General features: G+C 72.8%; 17 protein-coding genes and 1 tRNA gene. 12 read left to right on the top strand and 6 right to left on the bottom strand.

Annotated elements, in window-relative coordinates; translation table 11 throughout:
* The first annotated feature begins 271 nt into the window (after positions 1-271).
* The 6 genes from OG927_RS14985 to OG927_RS14960 all read left to right on the top strand — a co-directional run bounded on the left by OG927_RS14985 (position 272) and on the right by OG927_RS14960 (position 10,135).
* Positions 272-469, top strand: a complete 198-nt coding sequence (locus tag OG927_RS14985) for a hypothetical protein (RefSeq protein WP_056793413.1) — start codon at positions 272-274, stop codon at positions 467-469.
* Between the two features lie 268 nt (positions 470-737).
* Positions 738-3,575 carry a type I DNA topoisomerase gene (gene topA, locus OG927_RS14980; RefSeq protein ID WP_209470237.1) on the top strand — a complete coding sequence of 946 codons (2,838 nt, stop codon included), beginning with the start codon at positions 738-740 and terminating at the stop codon, positions 3,573-3,575.
* 170 nt (positions 3,576-3,745) lie between these two features.
* A complete protein-coding gene (tmk, locus tag OG927_RS14975) occupies positions 3,746-6,826 on the top strand; it encodes a dTMP kinase (protein WP_079099576.1) in 3,081 nt (1,026 codons plus the stop codon).
* Positions 6,827-7,097: 271 nt separating this feature from the next.
* Entirely contained in the window at positions 7,098-8,303 is a 1,206-nt protein-coding gene (locus OG927_RS14970) for a DNA polymerase III subunit delta' (RefSeq protein WP_056793418.1), read from the top strand.
* 130 nt (positions 8,304-8,433) lie between these two features.
* Complete coding sequence (locus tag OG927_RS14965) at positions 8,434-9,963, top strand: alpha/beta hydrolase (RefSeq protein ID WP_209470239.1); 1,530 nt, start codon at positions 8,434-8,436, stop codon at positions 9,961-9,963.
* A 98-nt stretch (positions 9,964-10,061) separates the two neighbouring features.
* Positions 10,062-10,135: transfer RNA gene (locus OG927_RS14960), tRNA-Thr, on the top strand.
* A 345-nt stretch (positions 10,136-10,480) separates the two neighbouring features.
* On the opposite strand, the gene OG927_RS14955 is transcribed toward OG927_RS14960, so the two are convergent.
* The 3 genes from OG927_RS14955 to OG927_RS14945 all read right to left on the bottom strand — a co-directional run bounded on the left by OG927_RS14955 (position 10,481) and on the right by OG927_RS14945 (position 13,864).
* Positions 10,481-11,206, bottom strand: a complete 726-nt coding sequence (locus tag OG927_RS14955; RefSeq protein WP_056793421.1) for a thioesterase II family protein — start codon at positions 11,204-11,206, stop codon at positions 10,481-10,483.
* A gap of 113 nt (positions 11,207-11,319) precedes the next feature.
* Positions 11,320-12,531, bottom strand: coding sequence for a glycoside hydrolase family 64 protein (locus tag OG927_RS14950; protein ID WP_124281985.1), 1,212 nt, complete (start codon positions 12,529-12,531; stop codon positions 11,320-11,322).
* Between the two features lie 58 nt (positions 12,532-12,589).
* Complete coding sequence (locus OG927_RS14945) at positions 12,590-13,864, bottom strand: family 16 glycosylhydrolase (RefSeq protein WP_330320294.1); 1,275 nt, start codon at positions 13,862-13,864, stop codon at positions 12,590-12,592.
* Positions 13,865-14,141: 277 nt separating this feature from the next.
* On the opposite strand from OG927_RS14945, the gene OG927_RS14940 reads away from it, so the two are divergent.
* From OG927_RS14940 to OG927_RS14930, 3 genes are all read left to right on the top strand, one after another.
* Positions 14,142-14,753: a hypothetical protein gene (locus tag OG927_RS14940; protein WP_330320293.1), complete on the top strand. Its 612-nt coding sequence runs from the start codon at positions 14,142-14,144 to the stop codon at positions 14,751-14,753.
* Between the two features lie 22 nt (positions 14,754-14,775).
* A complete protein-coding gene (locus OG927_RS14935; protein ID WP_408058070.1) occupies positions 14,776-15,696 on the top strand; it encodes a sulfurtransferase in 921 nt (306 codons plus the stop codon).
* A 120-nt stretch (positions 15,697-15,816) separates the two neighbouring features.
* On the top strand, positions 15,817-16,161 hold the full coding sequence (locus OG927_RS14930) for a hypothetical protein (protein WP_330320292.1): 345 nt from the start codon (positions 15,817-15,819) through the stop codon (positions 16,159-16,161).
* A gap of 488 nt (positions 16,162-16,649) precedes the next feature.
* Here OG927_RS14930 and OG927_RS14925 read toward each other — a convergent pair whose 3' ends face one another.
* From OG927_RS14925 to OG927_RS14915, 3 genes are all read right to left on the bottom strand, one after another.
* Positions 16,650-17,330, bottom strand: a complete 681-nt coding sequence (locus OG927_RS14925) for a phosphotransferase (protein ID WP_056793427.1) — start codon at positions 17,328-17,330, stop codon at positions 16,650-16,652.
* Between the two features lie 37 nt (positions 17,331-17,367).
* Positions 17,368-18,423, bottom strand: a complete 1,056-nt coding sequence (locus OG927_RS14920; protein ID WP_056793430.1) for a DUF2804 domain-containing protein — start codon at positions 18,421-18,423, stop codon at positions 17,368-17,370.
* 137 nt (positions 18,424-18,560) lie between these two features.
* Positions 18,561-20,267 carry a bifunctional 3'-5' exonuclease/DNA polymerase gene (locus OG927_RS14915; protein WP_056793432.1) on the bottom strand — a complete coding sequence of 569 codons (1,707 nt, stop codon included), beginning with the start codon at positions 20,265-20,267 and terminating at the stop codon, positions 18,561-18,563.
* Between the two features lie 131 nt (positions 20,268-20,398).
* On the opposite strand from OG927_RS14915, the gene OG927_RS14910 reads away from it, so the two are divergent.
* The 3 genes from OG927_RS14910 to OG927_RS14900 are packed head-to-tail and all read left to right on the top strand — an operon-like array spanning position 20,399 to position 24,684.
* Complete coding sequence (locus OG927_RS14910; RefSeq protein ID WP_330320291.1) at positions 20,399-21,349, top strand: NADP-dependent oxidoreductase; 951 nt, start codon at positions 20,399-20,401, stop codon at positions 21,347-21,349.
* A 4-nt stretch (positions 21,350-21,353) separates the two neighbouring features.
* A complete protein-coding gene (locus tag OG927_RS14905; protein WP_056793440.1) occupies positions 21,354-22,532 on the top strand; it encodes a DUF2786 domain-containing protein in 1,179 nt (392 codons plus the stop codon).
* Positions 22,533-22,587: 55 nt separating this feature from the next.
* Positions 22,588-24,684 (top strand): FUSC family protein, encoded by a 2,097-nt coding sequence (locus OG927_RS14900; protein WP_056793442.1) that lies wholly within the window; start codon positions 22,588-22,590, stop codon positions 24,682-24,684.
* Positions 24,685-24,728: the final 44 nt, after the last annotated feature.

Genomic DNA, 24,728 nt, shown 5'->3' with positions numbered 1-24,728 from the left:
TCCGTTTCCTGGGCGCACGGGCTGCACTTCCCCTTCTCGGCAGCCGTCTGATCAGCGCTCTCCTACGCACTGTGACCCGGCCCCCGACCTCCCCGCGGATTCCGCTCGAGGCCGTTCCCGGGACGGCTGCGCGGAGTTCACCCGGGGTTCGTGCCGGGGTCGCCCCGGCGTGGCAGCCTCCCCTCTGCTGAGCGGTACGGACCGCACGGGCTGTCCGTGCGGACGGGCAGCGCCGGCAGCAGCCGTCGCGCAGAGGTTGAGGGGTACGGACATGGAGAGCGTCACCGCGGTCTTCGCCGGCACGGCATTCGCACTGTTCGGTGTCGCTCTCCTCATCTGGACGGGGGCGCGCACCATCCTGCGTGCGCCCGTCGCCCATGGTGTGAGCCCCGTCGCCTCCACCGCTCTCGCCACGCTCTTCGGCGTACTCTTCGTCGTCCTCGGCGTGTGGTGTTTCACCCGCGTCTGATCCTCTTCGGCGGCAGGGCCGGCAGACGTCCCGCGGGCATCCCGGCGGTGGCCCGAAACCCGCAGGCGACAGCGCTGCGAAGCGCGGACCGGGCGGTCCGGGCGGCAGGAGTGGCGGAAGTCGGGTTACCGTTCGAGTGGCCGTTGCGGGCTTTTGCCGTTTGACACGGGGGCGGGTTGTACCGTCACACTCCGCAGCGACAGCACCGCGGGCAGCGCTACTGCGTTGCCCGGATGCCCACGAGTGCCGACCGGAGAGAAGAGCGAAGTTGTCCCCGACCAGCGAGACCGCAGGCCGCCGACTCGTCATTGTCGAGTCGCCTGCCAAGGCGAAGACGATCAAGGGCTACCTCGGCCCCGGATACGTCGTCGAGGCGAGCGTCGGGCACATCCGCGACCTGCCGAGCGGCGCCGCCGAGGTGCCGGACGAGTACACCGGTGAGGTCCGCCGCCTCGGCGTGGACGTCGAGAACGACTTCCAGCCGATCTATGTCGTCAATGCCGATAAGAAAGCCCAGGTCAGGAAGCTCAAGCAGCTTCTTGCCGAATCCGACGAACTCTTCCTCGCCACCGATGAGGACCGCGAGGGCGAAGCCATCGCGTGGCACCTGCAGGAAGTTCTCAAGCCCAAGGTCCCGGTCCACCGGATGGTCTTCCACGAGATCACCAAGGACGCGATCAGGGCCGCCGTCGCCAATCCGCGCGAGCTCAACCAGCGGATGGTCGACGCCCAGGAAACCCGGCGCATCCTCGACCGCCTCTACGGCTACGAGGTCTCGCCGGTCCTGTGGAAGAAGGTCATGCCGAAGCTCTCCGCGGGCCGAGTGCAGTCCGTCGCCACCCGCCTCGTCGTCGAGCGGGAGCGCGAGCGCATCGCCTTCCGCTCCGCCGAGTACTGGGACCTGACGGGCACCTTCGCCACCGGTCGGGCCGGCGACGCCTCCGACCCCTCGACGCTCACCGCCCGCCTCAGCGCGGTCGACGGGCGCCGGATCGCCCAGGGTCGCGACTTCGGCCCCGACGGGCAGCTCAAGCAGGGCTCCGCGCAGACGCTGCACCTGGACGAGGCGAACGCCCGCGCCCTGGCCGCGGCGCTCGCCGACGCCACGTTCGCGGTCCGCTCGGTCGAGTCGAAGCCGTACCGCCGCTCGCCGTACGCGCCCTTCCGCACCACGACCCTCCAGCAGGAGGCGAGCCGGAAGCTGGGCTTCGGGGCCAAGGCGACGATGCAGGTGGCGCAGAAGCTGTACGAGAACGGCTTCATCACCTACATGCGTACGGACTCCACGACCCTCTCGGACACCGCGATCTCCGCGGCCCGGGCGCAGGTCACGCAGCTGTACGGGGCGAACTACCTGCCCGACAAGCCCCGCACCTACGCGGGCAAGGTCAAGAACGCGCAGGAGGCGCACGAGGCGATCCGTCCCTCGGGCGACAGCTTCCGCACGCCCGCGCAGACGGGTCTCACCGGCGACCAGTTCCGGCTGTACGAGCTCATCTGGAAGCGCACCGTCGCCTCCCAGATGAAGGACGCCACCGGTAACTCCGTCACCGTGAAGATCGGTGGCCGTGCGAGTGACGGCCGGGACGCCGAGTTCTCCGCGTCCGGCAAGACGATCACCTTCCACGGCTTCATGAAGGCGTACGTCGAGGGCGCGGACGACCCGAACGCCGAGCTCGACGACCGTGAGCGCCGGCTGCCGCAGGTCGCCGAGGGCGACGCCCTGACGGCGGACGAGGTCTCGGTCGACGGACACGCCACGAAGCCGCCGGCCCGCTACACCGAGGCCTCGCTGGTCAAGGAGCTCGAAGAGCGTGAGATCGGCCGTCCGTCGACGTACGCCTCGATCATCGGGACCATCCTGGACCGCGGCTACGTGTTCAAGAAGGGCACGGCCCTGGTGCCGTCGTTCCTCTCGTTCGCCGTGGTCAACCTGCTGGAGAAGCACTTCGGCCGGCTCGTCGACTACGACTTCACCGCCCGCATGGAGGACGACCTCGACCGCATCGCGCGGGGCGAGGCCCAGTCCGTGCCCTGGCTGCGGCGCTTCTACTTCGGCGCCGGCGACGACACGATCGGTGCCGGGAAGGCATCCGACGCGGGCAACGGCGACGGGGACCACCTCGGCGGTCTGAAGGAGCTCGTCACCGACCTCGGGGCGATCGACGCCCGGGAGATCTCCTCCTTCCCGGTCGGCAACGACATCAAGCTGCGGGTCGGCCGCTACGGCCCGTACATCGAGCGGGGCGAGAAGGACTCCGAGGGCCACCAGCGCGCGGACGTGCCGGAGGACCTGGCGCCCGACGAGCTGTCCGTGGAGTACGCGGAGGAGCTGCTGGCCAAGCCGAGCGGTGACTTCGAGCTCGGTGCCGACCCGGTCACCGGACACCAGATCATCGCGAAGGACGGGCGCTACGGCCCGTACGTCACCGAGGTGCTGCCCGAGGGCACGCCGAAGACGGGCAAGAACGCGGTGAAACCGCGGACCGCGTCCCTCTTCAAGTCCATGTCGCCGGACACGGTGACACTGGCCGACGCGCTCAAGCTGATGTCACTGCCGAGGGTCGTCGGCGTGGACGCCGAGGGCGTCGAGATCACCGCGCAGAACGGCCGCTACGGTCCGTACCTCAAGAAGGGCACGGACTCGCGCTCCCTCACGTCCGAGGACCAGCTCTTCGACATCACACTCGACGAGGCCCTCGCGATCTACGCCCAGCCCAAGCAGCGCGGGCGGGCCGCGGCCAAGCCGCCGCTGAAGGAACTGGGTACGGACCCGGTGAGCGGCGCCCCGGTCGTGGTGAAGGACGGACGCTTCGGCGCGTACGTCACCGACGGCGAGACCAACGCGACGCTGCGTACCGACGACAGCGTCGAGGACATCACACCGGAGCGCGGCTTCGAGCTGCTCGCCGAGAAGCGGGCCAAGGGGCCCGCGAAGAAGAAGACGGCGAAGAAGGCTCCGGCCAAGAAGGCGCCCGCGAAGAAGGCGACTGCGGCGAAGAAGACGGCCGCCAAGACGACGGCTGCCAAGAAGACCGCTGCCAAGAAGACGACGGCCAAGAAGGCTCCGGCCAAGAAGGCCTCCGCTTCGTCGTCGGACGACTGACCTCGCCCGGAACCGCACACGGGGGAGGGGCCGGACACCCGGCTCCTCCCCCGTCATGTGTGCCGGGACCGGCGGGGGAGGAGTGTGCGGAGGAGAGCCCCGCACTCCTCGGCGGCCGTATGTTCGGACGCGCCCCCCGTGCATCGCACCGCTCCCGATAGGCTGGGCGGATGACGCGAGCCGAGCAGCTACCGGTCGTGAGCCCCACCTCCGACACACTTGCCGCAGACTCACGCGAGCGCGCCGTACGAGCCCTGTTGCGCATTCCTCCGCTGAAGCGGTTGTGGAGCGCCCAGCTCGTCGGCAGTATCGGCGATTCACTCGCCGTTCTTGTGCTTGTGCTGTTGTCGCTGCAGGCAGCGGTCCTTGAGGGCTCCTTCGGGGCCGGATACCGCGGGGCGGCCTTCGCCGTCGCCGCCGTGTTCGGTGCCCGGATCCTTTCCACCCTGATCTTCGGAGCCGTGCTCCTGGGGCCTCTGACGGCACTCACAGCACCCGGCGGTCCCGTGGACCGGCGCTGGCTGATGATCGGAGTGGACGGGCTGCGGCTCGCCCTGCTGGTCATCGCGCCGCTGTGGATCGACTGGATGCCCGACAAGGCACTCATGATGATCCTCATCACCGTCTTCGTGACCGGTGCGGGTGAACGCCTGTGGACGGTGGCCAAGGAGAGCGCGGCCCCCGCGCTGCTGCCTGCCCCGCCCATCGAGGGTGCGGCCGTCCGCCCGCTTCCCGACCACCTCGATCCGCTGCGGAGGCTCTCCCAGCGGACGGACTTCCTGGCGATCCCCGCCGCTGCGGCCGTGCTCCTGGTCGCCGCGCTGATCGGCAGCCTGCTCGGTACCGGGCTCGACTGGTTCTCCTTCCACCAGGCGGCCCTGGGCTCGTACGTCGCAGCCGGCCTCTTCTCGGCCTCGATCTCGGTCCTCTACTTCCTCGAACTTCCGGGCATCCCGACGCCCCGACCGCGCTCGCCCCTGGAAGGGCTGCGCCGGCCGGCCACCGGAACGGGCACCGACAAGGGCCGTACCGGCAGCCTTCCCCTGGTCGTCGGCGTCTGTGCCGCGGTCGCCGGGGCCATCGCCGCCGCTGCCGCGGTCTCCGTGCTCCACGCGGCCGACCTGGGCGGAGGACCCGCCACCTTCGCCCTGCTGATCCTCGCCCTGACCGGCGGCACCGCGCTCGGTATCCGTACCGCGCAGAAGGTGCTTCCCACCCTGTCGCGGCGCCGGCTGCTGTCCCTCGCCACCGCCGTCACCGGAGTGGCGCTCCTCGCGCTGGGCCTGGTCCCGGACACGGCGACCGGGCTGCTGACCGCGCTGCTCGCCGGTTACGCAGCAGGGGTCACCGCCCACATCGGGCACGCGGTGATCGAGCAGGAGACCGAGGAGCCCCGGCGGGCCAGGACCACCGAGCACCTCCAGGCCGTCGTACGGGTACTGGTCGCCCTCGGCGCGGTGGGCGGTCCGCTGCTCGCCGCCGCCATCGGACGGCACCGGCTGGGTTCCGGGGACTTCGTCTTCGCCCACGGCGGGGCCGCCTTCGTCCTGATGCTCATCGGCGCCCTGCTGCTGCCCGTCGCCGTGATCGTCCTCGCCAGGACGGACGACCGGGCCGGAGTCCCGCTGCGCCGTGACCTGCGCGAGGCGCTGCGCGGTGGCGGGGACCCTGCCGTCGCACCCGCCGCGAACGGGTTCTTCCTCGCCCTGGAGGGCGGCGACGGGGCCGGCAAGTCCACCCAGGTCGAGGCGCTCGCCGACTGGATCAGGGCCAAGGGCCACGAGGTCGTCGTGACCCGCGAGCCGGGAGCGACCCCGGTCGGCAAGAGGCTGCGCTCGATCCTGCTCGACGTGTCGTCGGCCGGGCTGTCGAACCGGGCCGAGGCCCTGCTGTACGCCGCCGACCGCGCCGAGCACGTGGACTCGCTCGTCCGTCCGGCGCTGGAACGTGGCGCGATCGTCATCTCGGACCGCTACATCGATTCGTCCGTCGCCTACCAGGGTGCGGGCCGCGACCTCTCCCCGACCGAGATCGCCCGGATCTCCCGGTGGGCGACGAGCGGGCTCGTACCGCATCTGACGGTGCTCCTGGACGTCGACCCGGAGACGGCTCGCGAACGCTTCACCGAGGCGCCCGACCGGCTGGAGTCCGAGCCGGTCGAGTTCCACAACCGGGTGCGGTCCGGCTTCCTCACCCTCGCGGCGGCGGACCCCACCCGCTACCTGGTGGTGGACGCCGGCCAGGAACCGCAAGCGATCACCACCGTCGTACGCCACCGGCTCGACGAACTGCTCCCGCTCTCCGAGGCCGAGATCCAGGCCCGGGAGGAGGCGCGCAGGGCGGCCGAGGAGGAGGCCCGGCGCAAGGCCGAGGAAGAGGCGGCCCGCAAGGCGGAGGAGGAGCGGCTGGAGCAGGAGCGGCAGGCCCAGCTCGCCAAGCTCCGTGCCGAGGAGGAGGAGCGCAAGCGGCGCGAGGAGGAGGAGGCGCGGCAGCGCGAGGCCGAGCGCCAGGCCGAGGAGGCGCGGCAGCGCGCCGAGGACGCCCGCCGCCGTGCCGAGGAGGAGCGTGCCCGGCTGGAGGCCGAGGACCGGGTGCGCGAGGCGGAGCAGGCGCGCTTGCGGCAGCAGGCCCAGGAAGAGGCCAGGCTCCGCCAGGAGGCGGAGGCACTGCGCCTGGAGAAGCAGCGCAAGGCGGAGGAGGCGCTGGTCCGGTCCGAGGCGGCGCGCCGCCGGGCCGAGGAAGAGGCGGCTGCCCGCGCCGAGGCGGAGGCCGCCGCCCGTGCGGAGGCGGAAGCGGCTGCGGGCAGGCAGTCCGCGCGGTCCGCTCCGCCCGTGCCGGACAACGAGCTCACGATCCCGACCCCGGTGGTGAATCCGAACGAGATCACCCAGCGGGTCCCGTTCACCCCGCCCCCGGGCCGTAAGGTCCGTGACGCGGACGAGACGGCCGTCCTGCCGCCCGTACGGGACGAGGCCCCTGCCGACCGCGTGCCGCCGGGCGTCTTCCGCGACGAGCGCCGTGCCGCGCCCGCCGCCGGCGAGAACGAGAACGAGCGCACGCGCGAGCTGCCCCAGGTCAGTGACGACCCGCAGGCCGGGCGGGCCGCTCGGGACCGCCCGAAGCGCCCGCGTCCCGACTGGGCGGAGGAGACACCGCTCGACGATCTGCCGACGCTGGCCGACGAACTGCTCGGCGGTCAGGACGACGACCGGGACGACCGAGGGCGGGACGGCCGCAAGCCCCGCGGCTGAGGACGGCGGAAGCCCCCGGCCGCACGCGGAGCGGGCCCTCGGCCCGGCGGCCGAGGGCGGACCGGCCGGGTGCGGGCGGGTCCTTCACGGCCTGTCCCGCCCGAGGTGGGCGGGAGAGCGCCGGCCGTGCGGCTGAGGGCAGGAGAGTGCCGGCCGTGCGGCTGAGGGCGGGCGGGGGCGCCCCGTGGGCCGGAAGGCCGGGAATGTCAGAGCCTTCCCGCACAATGGGATCCGTCTTCCCCGCACCACACCACCGGAAGGGCGGTGACCCATGACCGTATGGGACGACCTGGTCGGCCAGGACCGAGTGCAGGAGCAGCTCGGCGCCGCCGCCCGGGACGCCGATGCGCTGGTCACCGCCAACGCCACGGGGCAGCCGGTACCGCCGGGGTCGAAGATGACCCACGCGTGGCTCTTCACCGGTCCTCCCGGCTCCGGCCGGGCCACCGCCGCCCGTGCCTTCGCCGCCGCCCTCCAGTGCACCAGTCCGGACCGGGCCCTCGGCGGGGCACCGGGCTGCGGGTTCTGCGACGGCTGTCACACCGCGCTGATCGGGACCCACGCGGACGTCGAGGTCATCCGCACGGACCTGCTCTCCATCGGTGTGAAGGAGACCCGTGAGCTTGTCCGCCGGGCCCAGCTCTCCCCGGCCGTCGGCCGCTGGCAGGTCATCGTCATGGAAGACGCCGACCGACTCACCGAAGGTGCCGGCAACGTCCTGCTGAAGGCCGTGGAGGAGCCGGCCCCCCGCACGGTGTGGCTGCTGTGCTCGCCCTCCCTGGAGGACGTGCTGCCCACGATCCGCTCCCGCTGCCGTCACCTGACGCTGCGTACGCCGCCGGTCGACGCCGTCGCCGACGTGCTGGTCCGGCGCGACGGCATCGACCCCGCGCGGGCCGCCGCCGCGGCCCGCGCCACCCAGGGGCACATCGGCCGCGCGCGCCGCCTCGCCACGGACGAGCGGGCCCGTGCCCGCCGTGCCGCCGTGCTCAAGCTCCCCCTGCGTGTCCACGACGTCGGAGGCTGCCTCAAGGCGGCCCAGGAACTGATCGACACCGCCACCGAAGACGCCAAGGAGGTCGCGGAGGGGGTCGACGTCAAGGAGACCGAGGACATGAAGGCGGCCCTCGGCGCCGTCGCCGGAGGCAGGATGCCGCGCGGCACCGCGGGGGTCATGAAGGAGCTGGAGGACCGGCAGAAGCGCCGCAGGACGCGTACGCAGCGCGACAGCCTCGATCTCGCGCTCACCGAGCTCACCGGCTTCTACCGCGACGTGCTGGCCATCCAGCTCGGCTCGCGGATCGCCATCGCCAACACCGACGTGCAGGACGCCCTCGACCGGACCGCCGAGTCGTCGACCGCCGAGCGGACCCTGCGGCGGATAGAGGCCGTGATCGCCTGTCGCCGGGCGCTCGACCGCAATGTGGCGCCGCTGCTCGCGGTGGAGGCGATGACGATGGCACTCAGGGCCGGCTGACCCGCGCCAGTCGGCCCGCCGGGCGCCTCCCGGCGGGCCGACTCGCGCGGATTCACACGTGCCGCAACGCGGATTCACCCGTATGAGTAGGGAATCGGTTGAGTCGTCACCCGGCGGCTACGCTCCGGGAATGGACACCAGGCGCCTGCTCCGCATCTTCGCCACCGGGCTCGGCACTGCCGGCCTCCTCGTCTCAGGCTGCAGCAGCGGCGGTTCGGCGCCCAGCGCGTCGGCGAGAGGATCGGCCTCCACCGAGGACATGTCGCCCTACTACGGGCAGAAGCTGCGCTGGCGGGACTGCGGTGTGGAGGGCTTCCAGTGCACGACGATGAAGGCCCCCCTGGATTACGGGAAGCCGGACGGTGGCGACATCGATCTGGCCGTCTCCCGCAAGAAGGCCACCGGCCCCGGCGAGCGGATCGGCTCGCTGCTGGTGAATCCGGGCGGCCCCGGCGGCTCGGCCGTCGACTACCTCCAGGGGTATGCGGCCATCGGCTACCCCGCCCCGGTCCGTGCCCGCTACGACATGGTGGCGATCGACCCGCGCGGGGTGGCGCGCAGTGAACCCGTCACCTGCCTCACCGGCAAGCAGATGGACGCCTACACCCAGGTGGACCAGACCCCCGACGACGACGCCGAGGTCGCGAAGCTGACCGAGGCCTTCGACAGGTTCGCGAAGGGCTGCGAGAAGCGGTCCGGGGAGATCCTCCCGCACGTCTCCACCGTGGAGACGGCCCGCGACATGGACATCCTGCGCTCCCTGCTCGGTGACGAGAAGCTGCACTACGTCGGTGCCTCGTACGGGACGTTCCTGGGCGCGACGTACGCCGACCTGTACCCCGGCCGGGTGGGCCGTCTGGTCCTCGACGGGGCGATGGACCCGTCACTCCCCGCGATCGACATCAACCGGGATCAGACCGCGGGCTTCGAGGCGGCGTTCCAGTCCTTCGCCGCGGACTGCGTGGAACAGCCGGACTGCCCGCTCGGCACCAGGTCCGCAGCCGGCGCCGCGACCGCTCTGAAGCAGCTCTTCGCCGACCTGGACGCCGAGCCCGTCCCGACCGGCGAGACCCGGAAGCTGGGCGAGTCCCTGGCGACCATCGGTGTGATCGCCGCGATGTACGACGAGTCCGCCTGGCCCCAGCTCCGGGAGGCTCTCGCCGGGGCGAAGCGTGGCGACGGTGCCGGCCTCCTCGCTCTGGCCGACACCTACTACGAGCGCGATCCGAGCGGGAAGTACGCCAATCTGATGTTCGCCAACGCCGCCGTGAACTGTCTCGACCTGGCCCCCGCCTTCACCCGCGCCGCCGAGGTCGAGAAGGCTCTCCCGGACTTCGAGAAGGCTTCCCCGGTCTTCGGCAGGGGCTTCGCCTGGGCAGCCCTGAACTGCGGCTCCTGGCCCGTCGAGGCCACCGGTACCCCGCACCGCACCGAGGCGAAGGGCGCCGCCCCGATCGTGGTGGTCGGCACCACCCGCGATCCGGCCACCCCGTACAAGTGGGCCGTGTCCCTCGCGGAGCAGCTCTCCTCCGGCACCCTGCTCACCTACGAGGGCGACGGGCACACGGCGTACGGCCGGGGCAGCGACTGCATCGACACGGCGATCAACACCTATCTGCTGGAGGGCACCCCGCCCAAGAACGGGAAGAAGTGCTCCTGACCTGCGGAGACGGCCTCGGGGGCGGGCGGTGCGGAGCACCCCTCGAAACTGTGTAGAATTGGCGTCGCTGCTGACCGCACCATGGTGCGACAGAGCGTGCCGCCTTAGCTCAGTTGGCCAGAGCAACGCACTCGTAATGCGTAGGTCTCGGGTTCGAATCCCGAAGGCGGCCCTGCAGAAGCCCCAGGACTCACTCGCCGTGACCTGGGGCTTTTGTCTGTCCTCTGACCGGTCGACGCCGTTTCCCTCCCGTGGGTGCCCGGGGGTGTGTCAGCGGGGCGGGGCGGCGCCCTTGCTGTTGCGACTTCCCGGGCCGGACTGGAGGCGGGCGCCACGACGCGGCACGTCAACGAGTCCCCTCCGGCGGGCGTCGCCGTCCTCCTGGGGCAGGACGGACGGCGTCGTGACGGCTTCCGCCCGCGACAGCGGGGCCTCCACGCCGCACGCGTACGGGCTCGCGCCGGTGGCTCCGGCGTTTCCCGCACCCGGCAGCCCTTCGAGGCCCGGGCGCACACGCTCAGCCGGTCGCGGCCTCCCGGACGAGCCCGAAAGGCGGGGCGGCGGCCAGATAGAAGTGGTCGCCGGGCAGCGACACCCTGCGGAACGGGCCCCGGGTCGACTCCCGCCAGGCATCCGCCTGTTCGGTGGTCACCCGGGGGTCGGACGTTCCCACCAGCGCGGTGACGGCGCACCCGAGCGGCGCCCGCTCCCCGGCCGTGTAGGAGGAGAGCATCCGGAAGTCCGCCCCGACATAGGGCATGACCAGTTCCAGGAAATCCGGGTTCCGCAGCATCTGGGCGTCCGTGCCGCCCAGTTCGACGAGGTTGCGGACGATGGCATCGTCGTCCCATCGGGCGGCCGCGGCGGCGTCTCCCCGCATCAGCTGCGGGGCCCGGGCGCCGGACGCGAACAGATGCGTCGCCCCGGCCCCGTCCTCCTCCAGCGCGCAGGCGGTCTCGTACGCGACGATCGCCCCCATGCTGTGGCCGAAGAACACCGTCGGCCGGCTTTCCACCAGCGGGCGGATCGAAGCAGCGATCTGCCGGGCCATCGCCTTCAGATCGGTGGCGGGCGATTCGGCCATCCGCTCGGCCCGCCCCGGGTAGCACACCGTGTGCGCCTCGAACTCCTCAAGGGCCTTGCCCCACCCGCGGTAGAAGTAGGGCGAGCCTCCGGCGTGGGGGAAGCACACCAGCCGGTGCTCGGCGAAGGGCCGCGACTCGATGCACTGTGTCCAAACCATTCCGCCTCCAGGGCCGGTGCCGGGCGCCCGCGCGTGCGCACTGATGCACGGAACCCTATGCCGAAAGCGCGTTGACGCCCGGCGCCCGACGGACCGGAACCCGTGACCGCCGGTCAGAAGCGCGTCAGCGTCAGCCGGGCGCCCGTCGGTGCGGTGTCCTGGATGTACGAGGCGAAGTCGGCCACGTCGTCGAAGGCGAAGCCGTACGCCTTGCCGTCCTGGGTGGCCGCGTGGATCGCCGCGGAGTAGTGGTTGGTGAGCTGCGAGGACCGGTAGAAGGCGGCCGGGTCCGTCGTGGGCTGCGCGGGGTTGCTGACCAGCGTGGACCGGTTGAAGCCGGCGCCTAGGACGGCGGCGACCGGACCGGTGGTGCCGTCGTTGGGGGCGGCCAGCCTGCCGTCGCAGAACAGCACGTCACGCGTGGAAGGGCGGTCGAAGGACACGGACGCCGGGCCGCCGAAGACGAAGCGGTCGCCCCGCACCCGGCCGGTGAAGGCGCCCGCGTTGGTGGTCACGGTCAGGTCCTTGCCCGTGTAGGTGCTCCACACCTCGTCGATGTACGGGGCGAAGTAGTCCTTGGCGAAGATGCCCGAGTCCAGGCCGTGGCCCGGGGCGATGATGCGCCGGTCGTCCACCACCAGGGGTGCGAATTCCGGGATCCGGGACACCGCGGCGAAGGCCTGGGCGCGTCCGCCGTCGCGCAGGGTGCCCGTGGTCTGGTCCTTGGCACCGGTGAGGCCGATGCTCATGGGGACGCTGAACATGTCGACCATGGTGGTGTTGCAGAACATCCCGGCGGCGTTGTATGTGAACTCGGCGCAGTCGTGCAGCACCGTGTAGTTGGGGTCGGACGTGACCCAGCCCGCGGGGTACTGGAGTGCGGCGTTGCCGTTGCCGTCCGCCACCGCCTTGAACTTGAGCTTGTCGCCGAGTGCGACGTAGATGCGGCCGGACATGTACGGCAGGGAGAGCGTGGTCTCGCCACTCCCGGACAGGGGGATGGAGTAGTCGGTGAAGCCGTCCGCACCGTTGTCCGACAGCGATATCGGCGCCAGGGTGCCTTCGGGGGTGAGGCGCACCTGCCGGCCGTCCTGGTTGCCCACGACGTAGACGCGCACCGAGGAGTTGGTGAAGGAGCCGGAGTTGTTGACGATCGTCAGCGGGAGGGCGCCCGTGGCCGCGGCCTTCGGGGCTCCTTCCTCGGAGCCCTTCGTGGCCAGGGCGTGCGGTGCGATCACGGCGACGGCGGGGACGGCCACGGCTGCTCCGGCGAGGGCGGTGAGCAGCTTGCGGCGGGAGAGGTCGCGCTGGTGGCGAGGGGCCATGTGAGGGTTCACCTTCGTGGGGGAGCGGAGGGGCGTACGAGGACGGGGGCGCAGGCGGTCAGCCGACGGTCCACTTCTGGTTGGCGGCACCGGTGCACGTCCAGGTCTGGAGCCGGGTGCCGTCGGCCGAGGAGTTGCCCCTGGCGTCCAGGCACTTGTCCGACCCGATGTTGGTCAGGTCGCGGGCCGCGGTGTGGGTCCACTGCTGGGCCTTGGTGCCGTTGCAGGTGTAGAGCTGCACGACGGCGCCGGCGGCGGTCGAACCGCCCTGCACGTACAGGCACTTGCCGAGGGCGCGCACGGTGCCGTCACTGCCCGTCGTCCACTTCTGGGCGTCCACGCCGGTGCAGTTGTGCAGTTGGATCGGGGTGCCGTCGGCGCTGGACGCGCCCGCGACGTCGACGCACATGCCGCCGATGCCCTTGATCGCTCCGGTCCTGGAGCCACCGCCGCCCGAACTGTCGGACGTGGAGACCCGCACGTAGTCGACGGTCATCTTCTGCGGGAAGGAGGTCGATCCGTCCGGGCTGCCGGGCCAGTTACCGCCGACCGCCAGGTTCAGGACGATGAAGAACGGGTGGTCGAAGACCCACTTGTTGCCGTTCGCATCGGCGGGCTTACGGGTCTGGTAGGTCTGGCCGTCCACCGACCAGGTGATCGCGTTGGGGCTCCAGTCGACCGCGAAGGTGTGGAAGTCGTCGGCGAAGGCCTTGCCGTTCGGCAGGGAGTAGGAGGCGGTGATGCCCCCACCGCCCGAGTAGCCGGGGCCGTGGACGGTGCCGTGGACGGTGCCCGGCTCGTGACCGACGTTCTCCATGATGTCGATCTCGCCGCTGTTGGGCCAGCCGGCGCTGCCGAGGTCGTCGCCGAGCATCCAGAAGGCCGGCCAGATGCCCTGGCCGCGCGGGATCTTGATGCGGGCCTCGTAGCGGCCGTACGCCTGGGTGAACGTCTTGGCGGTGTTCAGCCGTGCCGAGGTGTACTGGCAGGTCCCGTACCAGCAGCGGAGGCCGGAGTCGGTGTTCTTCTGGGCGGTGATCACCAGGTTCCCGTTGCCGTCCAGGGACGCGTTCCGGGTGCTGTCGGTGTAGTACTGCAGTTCGTTGTTCCCGTTGCCCGAACCTCCGGTCTCCAGGGTCCACTTCGACCGGTCGGGCGCACTGCCCGCGGCTCCGTCGAACTCGTCGGCCCAGGTCTGCGCGCCGGCGGCGGCGGCGTTCGCCCGGGAGGTGGCGGGGCCGGTCGTGGTGACCAGGAAAGCGGCGGCGAGCGCGGCGGAGAGCAGGAGGACGAGTCCGCCTAGTGACCATCTGCGTGCGCGGTGAGCGGCCATGGGCTACGTACCTTGTCTGTGGGGAAGAGCAGGACGTGACGTCGGCGGGAACGCGCGGAAGGACGTACGCGAGCGCGTCCTGAGAGCGCTCTCGTCCTGCGGTTTCCACCCGCCGACGGAGCCCGATGCTACGCAGACGAACCGGCTCGGCCAACTGCGGTGCTCACGATGAAATCGCCCTGACCTGCGGTTACTTGGGTGGGCGTCCTGAGGTCCGGTTCGCTTAAGACGCTTTTAACTCGGGCTTAAGTCCGAACACCCGGCTAGCCTCCCGTTGATGGGCTTCACCAACTTCGCACGCAAGGTCCGCGATACCTCCCTGCCGTACGGGCACCGGGTGGTCTCGCTCCGCTCCTGCGTGCAGCTGTACCGGCCGCTCGGATTCGAGGCGACGGTGAGCTACCTCGCGCACAGGGCGGGACCCTTCCGCGAGGACGAGAACGCCCTGTTGCGCGCGCTGGGTGTGATCGAGGCCAGTCGCGCCGCATGGCAGGCGGAGTTGCGGGTGTACGCGGCGGAGCGCGTGGAGGCGAAGCGGCGCGGCTCGCGTACCCCGGGCGCACGCGCGCGCAATCCGAACCAGCCGGAGCACTGGTACGGCGCGCGTCGTGAGGCGGCGCTGCACGCCGTGGCCCATTGGCGCGTACGGCTGCGGGACACAGGGCTCCACGACGAGCTGGGCCGCACCGTGGACCGCTGTGCGGCCGACTGCCTGGAGGCCGGTGGCATGCAGGGGGAGCCCGAGCGGGCTCGACTGGACGCTTGTGACGAGGAGCTGCGGCGACGCATGGAACCGCCCGCCTACCAGGACGACTCGGGCGCGTACTTCCGCCACCGGGACCTGCGGCGTGTGGTGGCGCTGATGCGCACGGCGGGTACGGACGGATGAGAGACAGCGGGGGGAGTGCGGCATGACCGACGACACGGGGACGGCCGACGGCCGGGAAACCACCGGCGACAGGGGGGCGGCGGACGTGGCGGCAGGCACCGAGGGGGCCGGGGACCTGCCGGGACCGCTCGTCGGCGCCGACTGGCTCGCGGAGCGGATCGATCGGACGGACGTCGTCGTCCTCGACGCCTCGGTGGGGGCGCACCGCGGGGCGGGCCGCCGGATTCCGGGAGCCCGGCGCTTCGACCTCGACGGGGCGCTGTCCGACCACACAGCACCCCTGCCGCACACGATGCCCGGCGCCGGACGGTTCGCCGAGGAGATGCGGACCCTGGGGATCGACGACGTGTCCACGGTCGTGGTCTACGACACCGCTGGGATCTACTCCGCCGCGCGCGCCTGGTGGATGTTGCGCGCGATGGGCTTCGACCGGGTCGCGGTGCTCGACGGCGGCCTGCCCGCCTGGACCGCGGCCGGGAGGCCGGTGGAGGACCGGGCGCCCGGCGGCACGGCGCGCACCGGTGACTTCACCGCCCGCCCGCGCGACGGGATGCTGGTGGGCAGCGGTGCGGTGGCGGCGGCCCTCGCGGACCCGGGAGCGGCCGTACTCGACGCCCGTTCCCGCGAACGCTTCACCGGTGACGGGGCCGAGCCGAGGCCGGGGCTGCGGCCCGGTCACATGCCCGGGGCGCTGAACCTGCCGTTCGGTGAGATCCAGCGCGGCGGCCGGATGCTGCCGGCACACGAACTGCGTTCCGTCTTCCGTGCGCTGGCCGGTGAGCGCGAACGCCTGGTCGTCAGCTGCGGATCGGGTGTCACCGCCTGTGTCCTGGCTCTGGGCGCCGAACTCGCCGGATACCGCGCGGTGTCCGTGTACGACGGCTCATGGAGCGAGTGGGGCCGGCCGTCGCACCTTCCGGTCGAGACGGGCGAGCCGGGCTGACGTGCCGATGCGGATCGAGTGCCGCGGCCCAGGGGTCTGAGTATCTGCGCCCATGGCGGCGCCGGGCCGCCTCCCGGAGGGTGGAAGCACCTACTCCGCGGCACTGAAGGGCAGTTGCGCATGATCCCGGCACCTCTCGCTCCCGACCCCGCACCACCTGCCGGGCCCGCCCGTACCCGGCTGGTCGTCCTGACCGCTCTGATCTGGTGCGTCCCACTCGCCGCCCTGGGCATGCTCGGGTTCCTGGTGCTGATGGCGGCGTTGTGGGGCGCCGCCTCGGGCGAGTCCCCTGCGGTGTTCCTGCTGGGGTCCGCCGGCGTGGTCGCGGCCGGTGTCGCCGTGCTGACCGCGCTGTACCGTGCTCCGTTCCTGCGCGGCATGTCCCCGACGGGCCGGTTCGCCCTGCTCGGCGTGGTGGTGTGGCCGTTCCCGGTCGTCGTGCTGGCCGGCGTGCTCCATGGGTGACCCCGGCGGCTCACGCAGGCCGGCCGCGGACTGTCCGCCCCCTGCGGACCGCCGGGGAAGCGGCCTCCGGGGTGGCCGGCGGCTCTCCGTGCTCGACGGCCACCTGTCACATACGTACAGCGGGCCTACGCCGAGGAGTTGCTCGACTCCCGCGACGGTAGCGCCGGCTGCTCGGACACCGGCGGGACCCGCCGTCCCGGCGTCACGGCGCGAGAGTGGCGAGGGCCTGTCGAACACCTCGTTCGCCGAGGCGCCGACCGTCGGCGAGGGCACGGTCGGCGCGCCCTTCGGGCCGGTCCTCGGACCAGGCTCGGCCTCTCCCCGACCGAAGCGACCAACCGAAGCGACCAACCGACGCGACCTGACCGTTCCGGCCCTTCCGGGGACAGCGGACCACCGGTCCCGGCCCATCCCGCACCCTCGGCCGTGCCGGTGCTCCTGTGACGGGCCGTGTCCGGGAGCAGCTGGCTACGCCCCCCGGAAGACCGTCAGCCCGCGAGCTCCGTGACCAGCGCCGCCGCGTCGTCGAGCACCGCCGTCTCCTGCGCGGTCAGGCCGGGGTCGGCCGCACGCCGGGTGCGGGCGAGGGCGAGCGCGTCGGCAGGGACGCCGCCGTCGGCGTCGAGACGGGAGAGCAGGTCGGCGAGCAGGCCACGGACGAGCTCGCCCGGGAAGGAGCCCGGGGCGAGTGCGACCTGGGCCAGGATCAGTGAGGACATGGCCCGGTCCAGTGCGGGAGGCCCCTCGGCCGCCGTGTGCCAGTCGATCACCACGGCCCCGTGCGGGGTCAGCATCACGTTCTCCGGATGCAGGTCCAGGTGCAGGATCCGGTCCTCCGGGTCCTGGGAGATGCGTGGCGGGATCGCGTGCAGCTCCCGCAGGAGCCGTGCCAGCAGCTCGGCACCCTCTGCCCCGGTCAGCGCGCCGGCCAGCAGGGCCTCCGACATGGTCGGCCCGCTCAGCCGCTGCATCACCAGATCCGTGGGCAGCGCCTCCCCGGCCGGCGGGCCGATGCGCGGGACGGTGAATCCGGAGGCGGAGAGGTACGACATCACGGCGAGTTCCGTGGTGGCGTCGGTGTCGTGGCGGTAGCGGCGAAGGACCCAGGCGTCGTCGAGTGCGAACACGTCGGCGGTGCGTCCCGAGCCCAGTAGAGGGCCTATGTGCATGAGGGGAAACCTACCCGGGCCGCCGCACGAGGGGGAGTCACCAGCGCATGCGGACGTCCTCGGCCCAGCCCAGGAGTTGCTCCACGGCGATCTCGGTGCCGTCGTCGGTGCGGATCCGGCCGTTGTAGTGGCCGAAACACTGGTCCGTGCGGTTGGCGATCAGACCGGCGTCCGTGTGCGCGGACCGGTTGTGGAACGGGGTGAACGTCAGATCCACCTGGCCCGACGACGGTGCCCGGACGGTCCACGGGGCCAGGAGGTCGTTGGCGGACCAGTGCCAGTCCAGCTCCTCGCCGATCTTGGTGAGCGTACCGTCCACGCAGAGGCCGTTCTCGGTGGATCCGGTGCCCGCCGTCCACCGCCCGCCGAACTGGAGTCCCACCGTGCGCCCGTCGGTGCGTCCGGACGCGGCGCCCCAGTTCCAGTCGACCGTACGCGGCCAGCGGCCGCGGCCGTGGTCCAGGACAGCCCAGGTCCCGTCGTCGCCCCCGCCGAACTTCAGGAGCTCGCTGCCGATCCGGACGCGGCCGGCGGCGGGGAGCGCCGTGTGCTTGGAGGTGTACTGGAAGCGCTGCTCGCTCCAGGGCACGACCACGGAGAGCGATTCGTGGCCGTCCGGCCGCGCGACCAGGATGTCGGCCTCCAGCGGGAGCCGGTCCGGCGTCAGGCAGCGGGCCCGCAGCCGGGTTCCGGCGTTCTCGTCACGGATCTCGACGCGGACCTTGCCACCGGTCGGCCGGGCGGGACCGACCACCACGTCCTCGGAGCCCGGTGCACCGGCGACGGTGTCCGGGAGATGTACTCCACGGCCCGCGGGGACGACCGAGGAGCACTCGAACTCGCGTCCACCGGGCCCGTACTCCAGGACGTAGACGCTGTTCAGCGCGAGGAAGTCGAGGTCGCTCACGGTCAGTGCCACCAGATGCGTGGGGGTCGTCACGCACCAGTACTCCCACCGCTTCGTCCGGCCCCAGCCGCGCAGATTCGCCCGGTGCAGCGGCTTCCTGGACCAGCCGACCGCCGCCGGGTTCAGCGAGCCGTCGGGCAGGCAGAGGTCGACGGGCTCGGTGATCTCGTGCTCGTGCGTCGCCATGGGCGGAGCCTATAGCGGACACCGGACCGTATTCGGGTACCGCTCCGGCCCGCCCAACCCCTTCGGCGATCACCCGCCCCCGCGGCCCCACACCCGGCGCCGGCGCCGGCGCGGGAGCGTCTGCGGCGGCGCCGGTCCTACTTGGCGTCGGAGTACCGCTCGACGACCGCCGTGGTGAAGGGAAACCGCACCGGCGTCTCGCCGAACGCGATGCGCCCGGCAAGCTCCCCGGCAGCCCGGATCGCCTCCACCACCGCGGGGGTCTCGTCGGCCGGGCAGTGCACGATCACCTCGTCGTGCTGGAAGAACACCAGTTCGGCCCGCATCTTCCCGGCGAAGAGCGTCTGCCGCAGCGCCGCGAGGAGCAGCAGCGCCCAGTCGGCCGCACTGCCCTGGACGACGAAGTTGCGTGTGAAACGGCCCCGTGCCCGGGTGTTCGACGAGGCGTACCCCGGCGTGAACCCGTACTCCTCCGAGCTCTCCGCGGGCGGCGGGCCCTCGCTCTCCTGCGGGATGCCGGCCTCCCCGTCCTCGCCCGCCCCCGCCGCGGGCGGGCTCGTACGGCCCAGCCACGTCCGCACGAGACGGCCCTCCTCGCCCGCCTTCGCCGCGTCGTCCACATAGGCGACGGCCAGTGGGAACCGCCGCCGCAGCGCCGCCAGATTCTTGAGGCCGTCGCCGGAGGTCTGCCCGTACACAGCGCTCAGCAGGGCGAGCTTGGCGTGCTCGCGGTCGCCCTGGAACGCCCGGTCGGACAGGGCCTTGTAGAGGTCTCCGTCGTGGGCGGCCACCTCCATCAGCCCCCGGTCGCGGGAGATCGCGGCCAGGACCCGCGGCTCCATCTGGTCGGCGTCGGCCACGACCAGCCGCCAGCCCTCGTCGGCGACGACCGCCTGCCGGATGACCTTGGGGATCTGCAGGGCACCGCCGCCGTTGGTCGTCCAGCGTCCGCTGACCGTGCCGCCCGGCTGGTACTCCGGGCGGAAACGGCCCTCGCGCACCCAGTCCTGGAGCCAGCCCCAGCCGTGGGCCGTCCAGATGCGGTACAGCTTCTTGTAGCGGATCAACGGCTCCACCGCCGGGTGGTCGAGCTCCTCCAGCTCCCAGCGACGGGTCGATCTCACCTTGATGCCGGCCTGTGCGAAGGCCTTCACCACATCGGCGGGCAGATCGGGGCGCACCCGTCGGCCGAAGGCCGCCGACACCTCGTCCGCGGCCTCGGCCAGTCTGCGGGGCTCGCCGCCGCCCGCGTAGCGCTCGCCCAGGAGTTCACCGAGAACCGCACGGTGCACATCGGCCCGCCAGGGCAGGCCGGACCTGTTCATCTCGGCGGCGACCAGCATCCCGGCCGACTCGGCGGCCGTGAGCAGCCGCATCCGGCCCGGGTGCTCGGCCGCGTCGTGGCGGCGCGTCTGCTCCGCGTACACCTGGAGCAGTGCCTCGAACGGCACGTCCGTGCCGGCCCGCGCTTCGAAGAGGGAGGACTGGGAGCCCGGTTCCGCGGAGCGGGGCGGCGGATCGGGCGGTACGGGGGCGTTGCACAGCCGGGCCCAGGCCGCGGCGGCGGAGCGGGGCTCCCCGAGCCGTCCCTCGTGGCCGAGCAGCAGCAGCTCGGCGCACTCGATGTCGTAGCACCGCTCGACACGCACGCCCGCGGCGAGCAGCCGGGGGTAGATGTCGGCGGTCGACCGCCAGACCCACCGGGCCACGTCGGGGCGGGAGCGGACGGATTCGACGAGGTCGGGTTCGGCCAGGACGGGGCCGGCGGGCAGGCCGTCGCGCTCCAGCGGCACCAGGAGTGCGCCGCCCGCCTCCGTGGAGGCCACAGCCCAGCGTTCGGTCATGGCCCGAGTCTGGCACCCGTCACTGACAACGTGCCCCCGCTCGCCGAGCGGTCGCGTGCGACAGCCGCGAGGATTCTCACGGGACGCGCGGCGCGTACCGAGGACGAGGGGGAAGCGCGGAGGAGACGCTGATGGAAGCGATCGTGTACGAGGAGTTCGGCGGCCCCGAGGTGCTGCGTCTCACCCGGGTCGACGACGTCCACCCGGGGCCCGGGCAGATCCGGGTGGCGGTCAGGGCCGCCGGGGTCAACCCGGTCGACTACAAGATCCGCAACGGCTGGATGGAAGCTGCTTTCCCCACCCCGCTGCCCGCCACGCCCGGCAGCGAGTTCGCCGGAGTCGTCGACGAGACGGGGGAGGGCGTCACGGAGCCGGCGGTCGGCGACGAGGTGCTCGGCCGGAGTGTGACCGGCGCGTACGCGACGTACGTACTGGCGGACGCGGCTGCCGTCGCGCGCAGGCCGGAGGGCCTCGGCTGGGAGGAGGCCGCCGCCCTGCCGGTCGCGACGGCGACCGCCGCACGAGTGCTGGACGAGCTCGCGGTGAGCGCGGGTGAGACCCTGCTGCTGCACGGGGCCGCCGGAGCGGTCGGCTCCGCCGCCGTCCAGCTGGCCACCGCCAGGGGCGCCACCGTCATCGGGACGGCGTCGCCCGCCAACCACGACCACCTCCGGGTGCTCGGCGCGGTCCCGTTGGCGTACGGGGAGGGGCTGGTCGAGCGGGTGCGCGCGGCGGCCCCGCAGGGCGTGGACGCCGTGTTCGACGCCGCGGGCAAGGGGGCGCTGGCGGACTCGGTCGAGCTGCGCGGCGGCACCGACCGGATCGTCACCATCGCCGACGCGGACGCCGCGACGTACGGCGTGGCCTTCTCGGCGGGGGCCGGCGTGTCCGCGAACGAGGGCGAACGGCTCGCGCAGCACGCGGCCCTGGCCGCCGTCGGCGAGTTGCGGATCCCGGTCGCGCAGACGTTCGCGCTCCGTGATGCGGCGAGGGCCCAGGAACTGAGCGAGACCGGACACGTCCGCGGCAAGCTCGTGCTGCTCCCCGGGGAGCACCCGGACAACGGCCGCCGCCTACCCTGACCTGATGGAATCGGTGATCGACCGGGCGTGTGCGGCGGCCCTCTACGCGGACGGCGACGAGGGCCTAGATGTCGGTGCCTCCCTCCTCGCCGCCGACCCGTCGGCCGACGAGGAGCTGCACCGGCGCGGTGAGGAGTTCGTCCGGCGCGCCTGGTCACGGGGCTGGCAGCCGGCCGACGTCGTGCGGATCGTCCGGCGGGAGCTGGACGCGACGGGGGCCGCGCTCGCCTCCGCGCTGATCACCGCGGAGACCGCCCGGTACGGTCGACTGCCCCCGCGCTGGGCGGACCAGCTCGCCGCCCTGCCCGCGCCGGAGCCGCGCAACCGGCCCGACCGCTTCACGTACGCCTCCGCGCTGCTGGAGCTGTACCGTCTGCTGCTGCGGCTCCCGGTGATCGAACCGGTCGGCCCGCCGCCCGGCACCGCGGCCGACGGCCTGCACCTCCCGCCCGCCCACGGCGAACCCCGCATGCTCACCCGGATCAGGGCCCTGCTCGCCAAGGCGGAGGCGACCGGCTTCCCCGAGGAGGCGGAGGCGCTGACCACGAAGGCGCAGGAGCTGATGGCCCGGCACAGCATCGACGAGGCACTGCTCGCCGCCCGTACGCACGCCGGCGGGACGCCGGGCGCCTGCCGGATCGGTGTGGACGCCCCGTACGAGAGCGCCAAGGCGATCCTCCTCGACGCGGTCGCTTCGGCGAACCGCTGCCGGGCCGTGTGGAACAGCGATCTCGGCTTCACCACGGTCGTCGGCTTCGAACCGGACCTGGAGGCCGTGGAACTGCTCTTCACCTCTCTCCTGGTGCAGGGCACCGCCGCGATGACGAAGGCGGAGGCCGGCCAGCGGGCCGGCGGACGCAAGCGGACCAAGACCTTCCGGCAGTCCTTCCTGATGGCGTACGCCCAGCGCCTCGGCAGCCGGCTCGCGGCGGACACCGCCCGGGTCACCGCCGCCGCCGACACCGGCGACCGTGCGGGCCGTGGCGGCGAGGCCCCCGCACAGGGCCTGCTGCCGGTGCTCGCGGCCCGCGACGTCGCCGTCACCGACGCCGCCGAGCGGATGTTCCCCCGGACCACCACCAGCCGGGTGCGCGGAGCGACGGACGCCGAGGGCTGGGACCACGGCACGGCGGCGGCGGACCGGGCCAGCATGGGCGGGAGAGGGCCCGGAATAACCCGCTAGCGAAGTGCGAGTGGCATAAGTCCGGCTCGTGGTGGAATGCGGTTAGGCTCGCCCCATGAGCTGGCTCCGGGCGCTGAAGGGGACCGCCCGCTCGGGTCTGAGCATCGAGCGACAGCGACTCGAACCGCTGGTCGCCCTGCGCGGTGCCGCGGGTCTCGCCCTGGTCGTCGGGCTCTCCCTGGCCCTCTTCGGACCGGTGATCGCGGCCAGTTCCGCGTTCGGGGCCTTCCAGGCGGCCATCGCCACCTTCGAGCGCAGCTGGCGCCCCCGGCCCGTACTCGCCCTGATCTCCGGCACGAGCCTCGCCGTGTCGACGTTCGTCGGCTACGTCAGCATCACCCAGCCCGTCGTGTTCCTGGTCCTCCTGGCGGTCTGGACGTTCGTCGCCGGGATGACCTGGGCGGTGGGCCCCACGGCAGGCATCCTCGCGGGTTCCAACGTCGCGATCATGCTGGTCACGATCACCCTCCCCGGCTCCGTCGCCGACGCCGCCGCGCACGCCGCGATGATGGCGTTCGGCGGGCTGGTCCAGGCGGCCCTGATCGTGCTGTTCCCGGTACGCAGGTGGGGCGCCCAGCGCGACGCGCTCGCGGACGCCCTGGCCGCCGAGGCCGACTACGCGCGCCGGCTGCGCCACGACCCGGTCGCCCCCTTCGACCCCGTACCGCTGATGACGGCCCGCAGCGCCGCCGCCATCACCCCCCGCGAGGCCCGCCGGCTCCCCGTCGAACTGCACGGCGCCCGCGGAGTCGCCGAGCGGCTGCGGCCGGTCCTCGCCTCCCTGGCGGACCCGGCACTGGGCGTGCCCGGGGACGGGCTGGAGCGCGTCTGGGTGAATGAACTGCTCGGCGCGGCCGGATCCGTGCTGGACGCGGCGGCCCGGGCCGTCCGGCACGGGGAGCCGGTGCACCTCGCCGCGACCGACCTGGGAGTCCTGGGGACCCCGGACAACGAGGTGATCCTGGCCGGGCCCCCGCGCCGTGCCGCCGACCGGCTCGACGCGCTGCTCGCGGACGTCATCGAGATCGCCGAGGGCGCGGGCACCCGGGAGCCCGCCGGGCACACCGCGGACACCCGGCGGCGCCCCAGCCTGCTGCGGCTCGTCCCGGTGGCGCTGGCGGCGATGCGCCGCGAGCTGCGCAGGGAGTCGCCGGTCCTGCGGCACGCCGTCAGGCTCTCGGCGGTCGCCACCCTCGGCTTCCTCCTCGGCGCCGCGCTGCCCCTGGGCCACGGCTACTGGGCCCCCATGGCGGCCGTGATGGCGATGCGCCCGGACTTCTCCCAGACCTACTCGCGGGCCGTGGCCCGGTTCGGCGGCACCGTCGTCGGGGTGGCCCTCGCCACCGGCCTCGTGCAGGCGGTCGAGCCCGGCGTGACGCTCGCCGCCGTCCTCGCGGTGATCTGCGCGTGGCTGATGTACCTGCTGATGCGCACCGGATACGCGGTCAGCCAGGCCTGCGTCTCCGCCTATGTCGTCTTCCTGCTCGGCATGGCGGGCGAGGACTGGTCGCAGACCGTCCTCGAACGGGTCGTCCTCACGCTCGCCGGAGGCCTGCTCGCGATGGTCTCGTACGCCGTCTACCCGGCCTGGGAGACCCCGCGGCTGCGCAACCGGCTCGCCCGCTGGCTGGTCACGGACGCGCGGTACGCGGCGACCGTCCTCGACGGGTACGCCGATCCGGCGGCCAGGAGCAACGCCGATGTGCGCAAGGCCCTGCTCGCCACCCGTGAGGCGCGCGTCGCCTGGCAGGAGGCGCTGGCGACCGCCCGGCACGAACCGGTCCGTCACCGCGGCATCTCCCGTGCCGCCGCCGACGAGGCGCAGCACGCGCTCTCCCAGTTCGGCCGGGTCACGATGCTGCTGGAGGCGCACCTGCCGACGGGCACGGCAGCCCCGGTGCCGGGCGCGGCGGAGCTGGCCGCCACGCTGCGGCGGGTCACGGAGCAGGGTGCGAAGGCGGTGCGGGAGCGCCGCGTGCCGGACTGGGAACCGGTGCGTCAGGTGCTCGCGGGCTGGGACGCCCCGGAGGACCGCCGGGGAGCGGCGCCGCCGCCCGACGCCTTCGTGCGCAGCGGAGCGGCCATGCTGCTCGAGGCCCTGGAGGACTTCGCGCGGGGCCTGGACGGGCCCGCGGGCAAGCGGAGGGTCTGAGGGAGCCCGCCCGGACGCCCGCCGCCCGGACGGGTGCCGGGGCT

The sequence above is a fragment of the Streptomyces clavifer genome (genome assembly GCF_036345975.1).
GTDB classification, from domain to species: domain Bacteria; phylum Actinomycetota; class Actinomycetes; order Streptomycetales; family Streptomycetaceae; genus Streptomyces; species Streptomyces clavifer.
Note: the sequence above shows the minus strand (reverse complement) of the source record. Positions and strands in the feature narration are given on the sequence as shown.

Bases quoted from the DNA above. Each gene is read 5' to 3' on its own strand.
- OG927_RS14985 (WP_056793413.1), top strand. From the start codon at position 272: ATGGAGAGCGTCACCGCGGTCTTCGCCGGCACGGCATTCGCACTGTTC.
- tmk (WP_079099576.1), top strand. From the start codon at position 3,746: ATGACGCGAGCCGAGCAGCTACCGGTCGTGAGCCCCACCTCCGACACA.
- OG927_RS14970 (WP_056793418.1), top strand. From the start codon at position 7,098: ATGACCGTATGGGACGACCTGGTCGGCCAGGACCGAGTGCAGGAGCAG.
- OG927_RS14965 (WP_209470239.1), top strand. From the start codon at position 8,434: ATGGACACCAGGCGCCTGCTCCGCATCTTCGCCACCGGGCTCGGCACT.
- OG927_RS14955 (WP_056793421.1), bottom strand. From the start codon at position 11,206: ATGGTTTGGACACAGTGCATCGAGTCGCGGCCCTTCGCCGAGCACCGG.
- OG927_RS14950 (WP_124281985.1), bottom strand. From the start codon at position 12,531: ATGGCCCCTCGCCACCAGCGCGACCTCTCCCGCCGCAAGCTGCTCACC.
- OG927_RS14945 (WP_330320294.1), bottom strand. From the start codon at position 13,864: ATGGCCGCTCACCGCGCACGCAGATGGTCACTAGGCGGACTCGTCCTC.
- OG927_RS14940 (WP_330320293.1), top strand. From the start codon at position 14,142: ATGGGCTTCACCAACTTCGCACGCAAGGTCCGCGATACCTCCCTGCCG.
- OG927_RS14935 (WP_408058070.1), top strand. From the start codon at position 14,776: ATGACCGACGACACGGGGACGGCCGACGGCCGGGAAACCACCGGCGAC.
- OG927_RS14930 (WP_330320292.1), top strand. From the start codon at position 15,817: ATGATCCCGGCACCTCTCGCTCCCGACCCCGCACCACCTGCCGGGCCC.
- OG927_RS14925 (WP_056793427.1), bottom strand. From the start codon at position 17,330: ATGCACATAGGCCCTCTACTGGGCTCGGGACGCACCGCCGACGTGTTC.
- OG927_RS14920 (WP_056793430.1), bottom strand. From the start codon at position 18,423: ATGGCGACGCACGAGCACGAGATCACCGAGCCCGTCGACCTCTGCCTG.
- OG927_RS14915 (WP_056793432.1), bottom strand. From the start codon at position 20,267: ATGACCGAACGCTGGGCTGTGGCCTCCACGGAGGCGGGCGGCGCACTC.
- OG927_RS14910 (WP_330320291.1), top strand. From the start codon at position 20,399: ATGGAAGCGATCGTGTACGAGGAGTTCGGCGGCCCCGAGGTGCTGCGT.
- OG927_RS14905 (WP_056793440.1), top strand. From the start codon at position 21,354: ATGGAATCGGTGATCGACCGGGCGTGTGCGGCGGCCCTCTACGCGGAC.
- OG927_RS14900 (WP_056793442.1), top strand. From the start codon at position 22,588: ATGAGCTGGCTCCGGGCGCTGAAGGGGACCGCCCGCTCGGGTCTGAGC.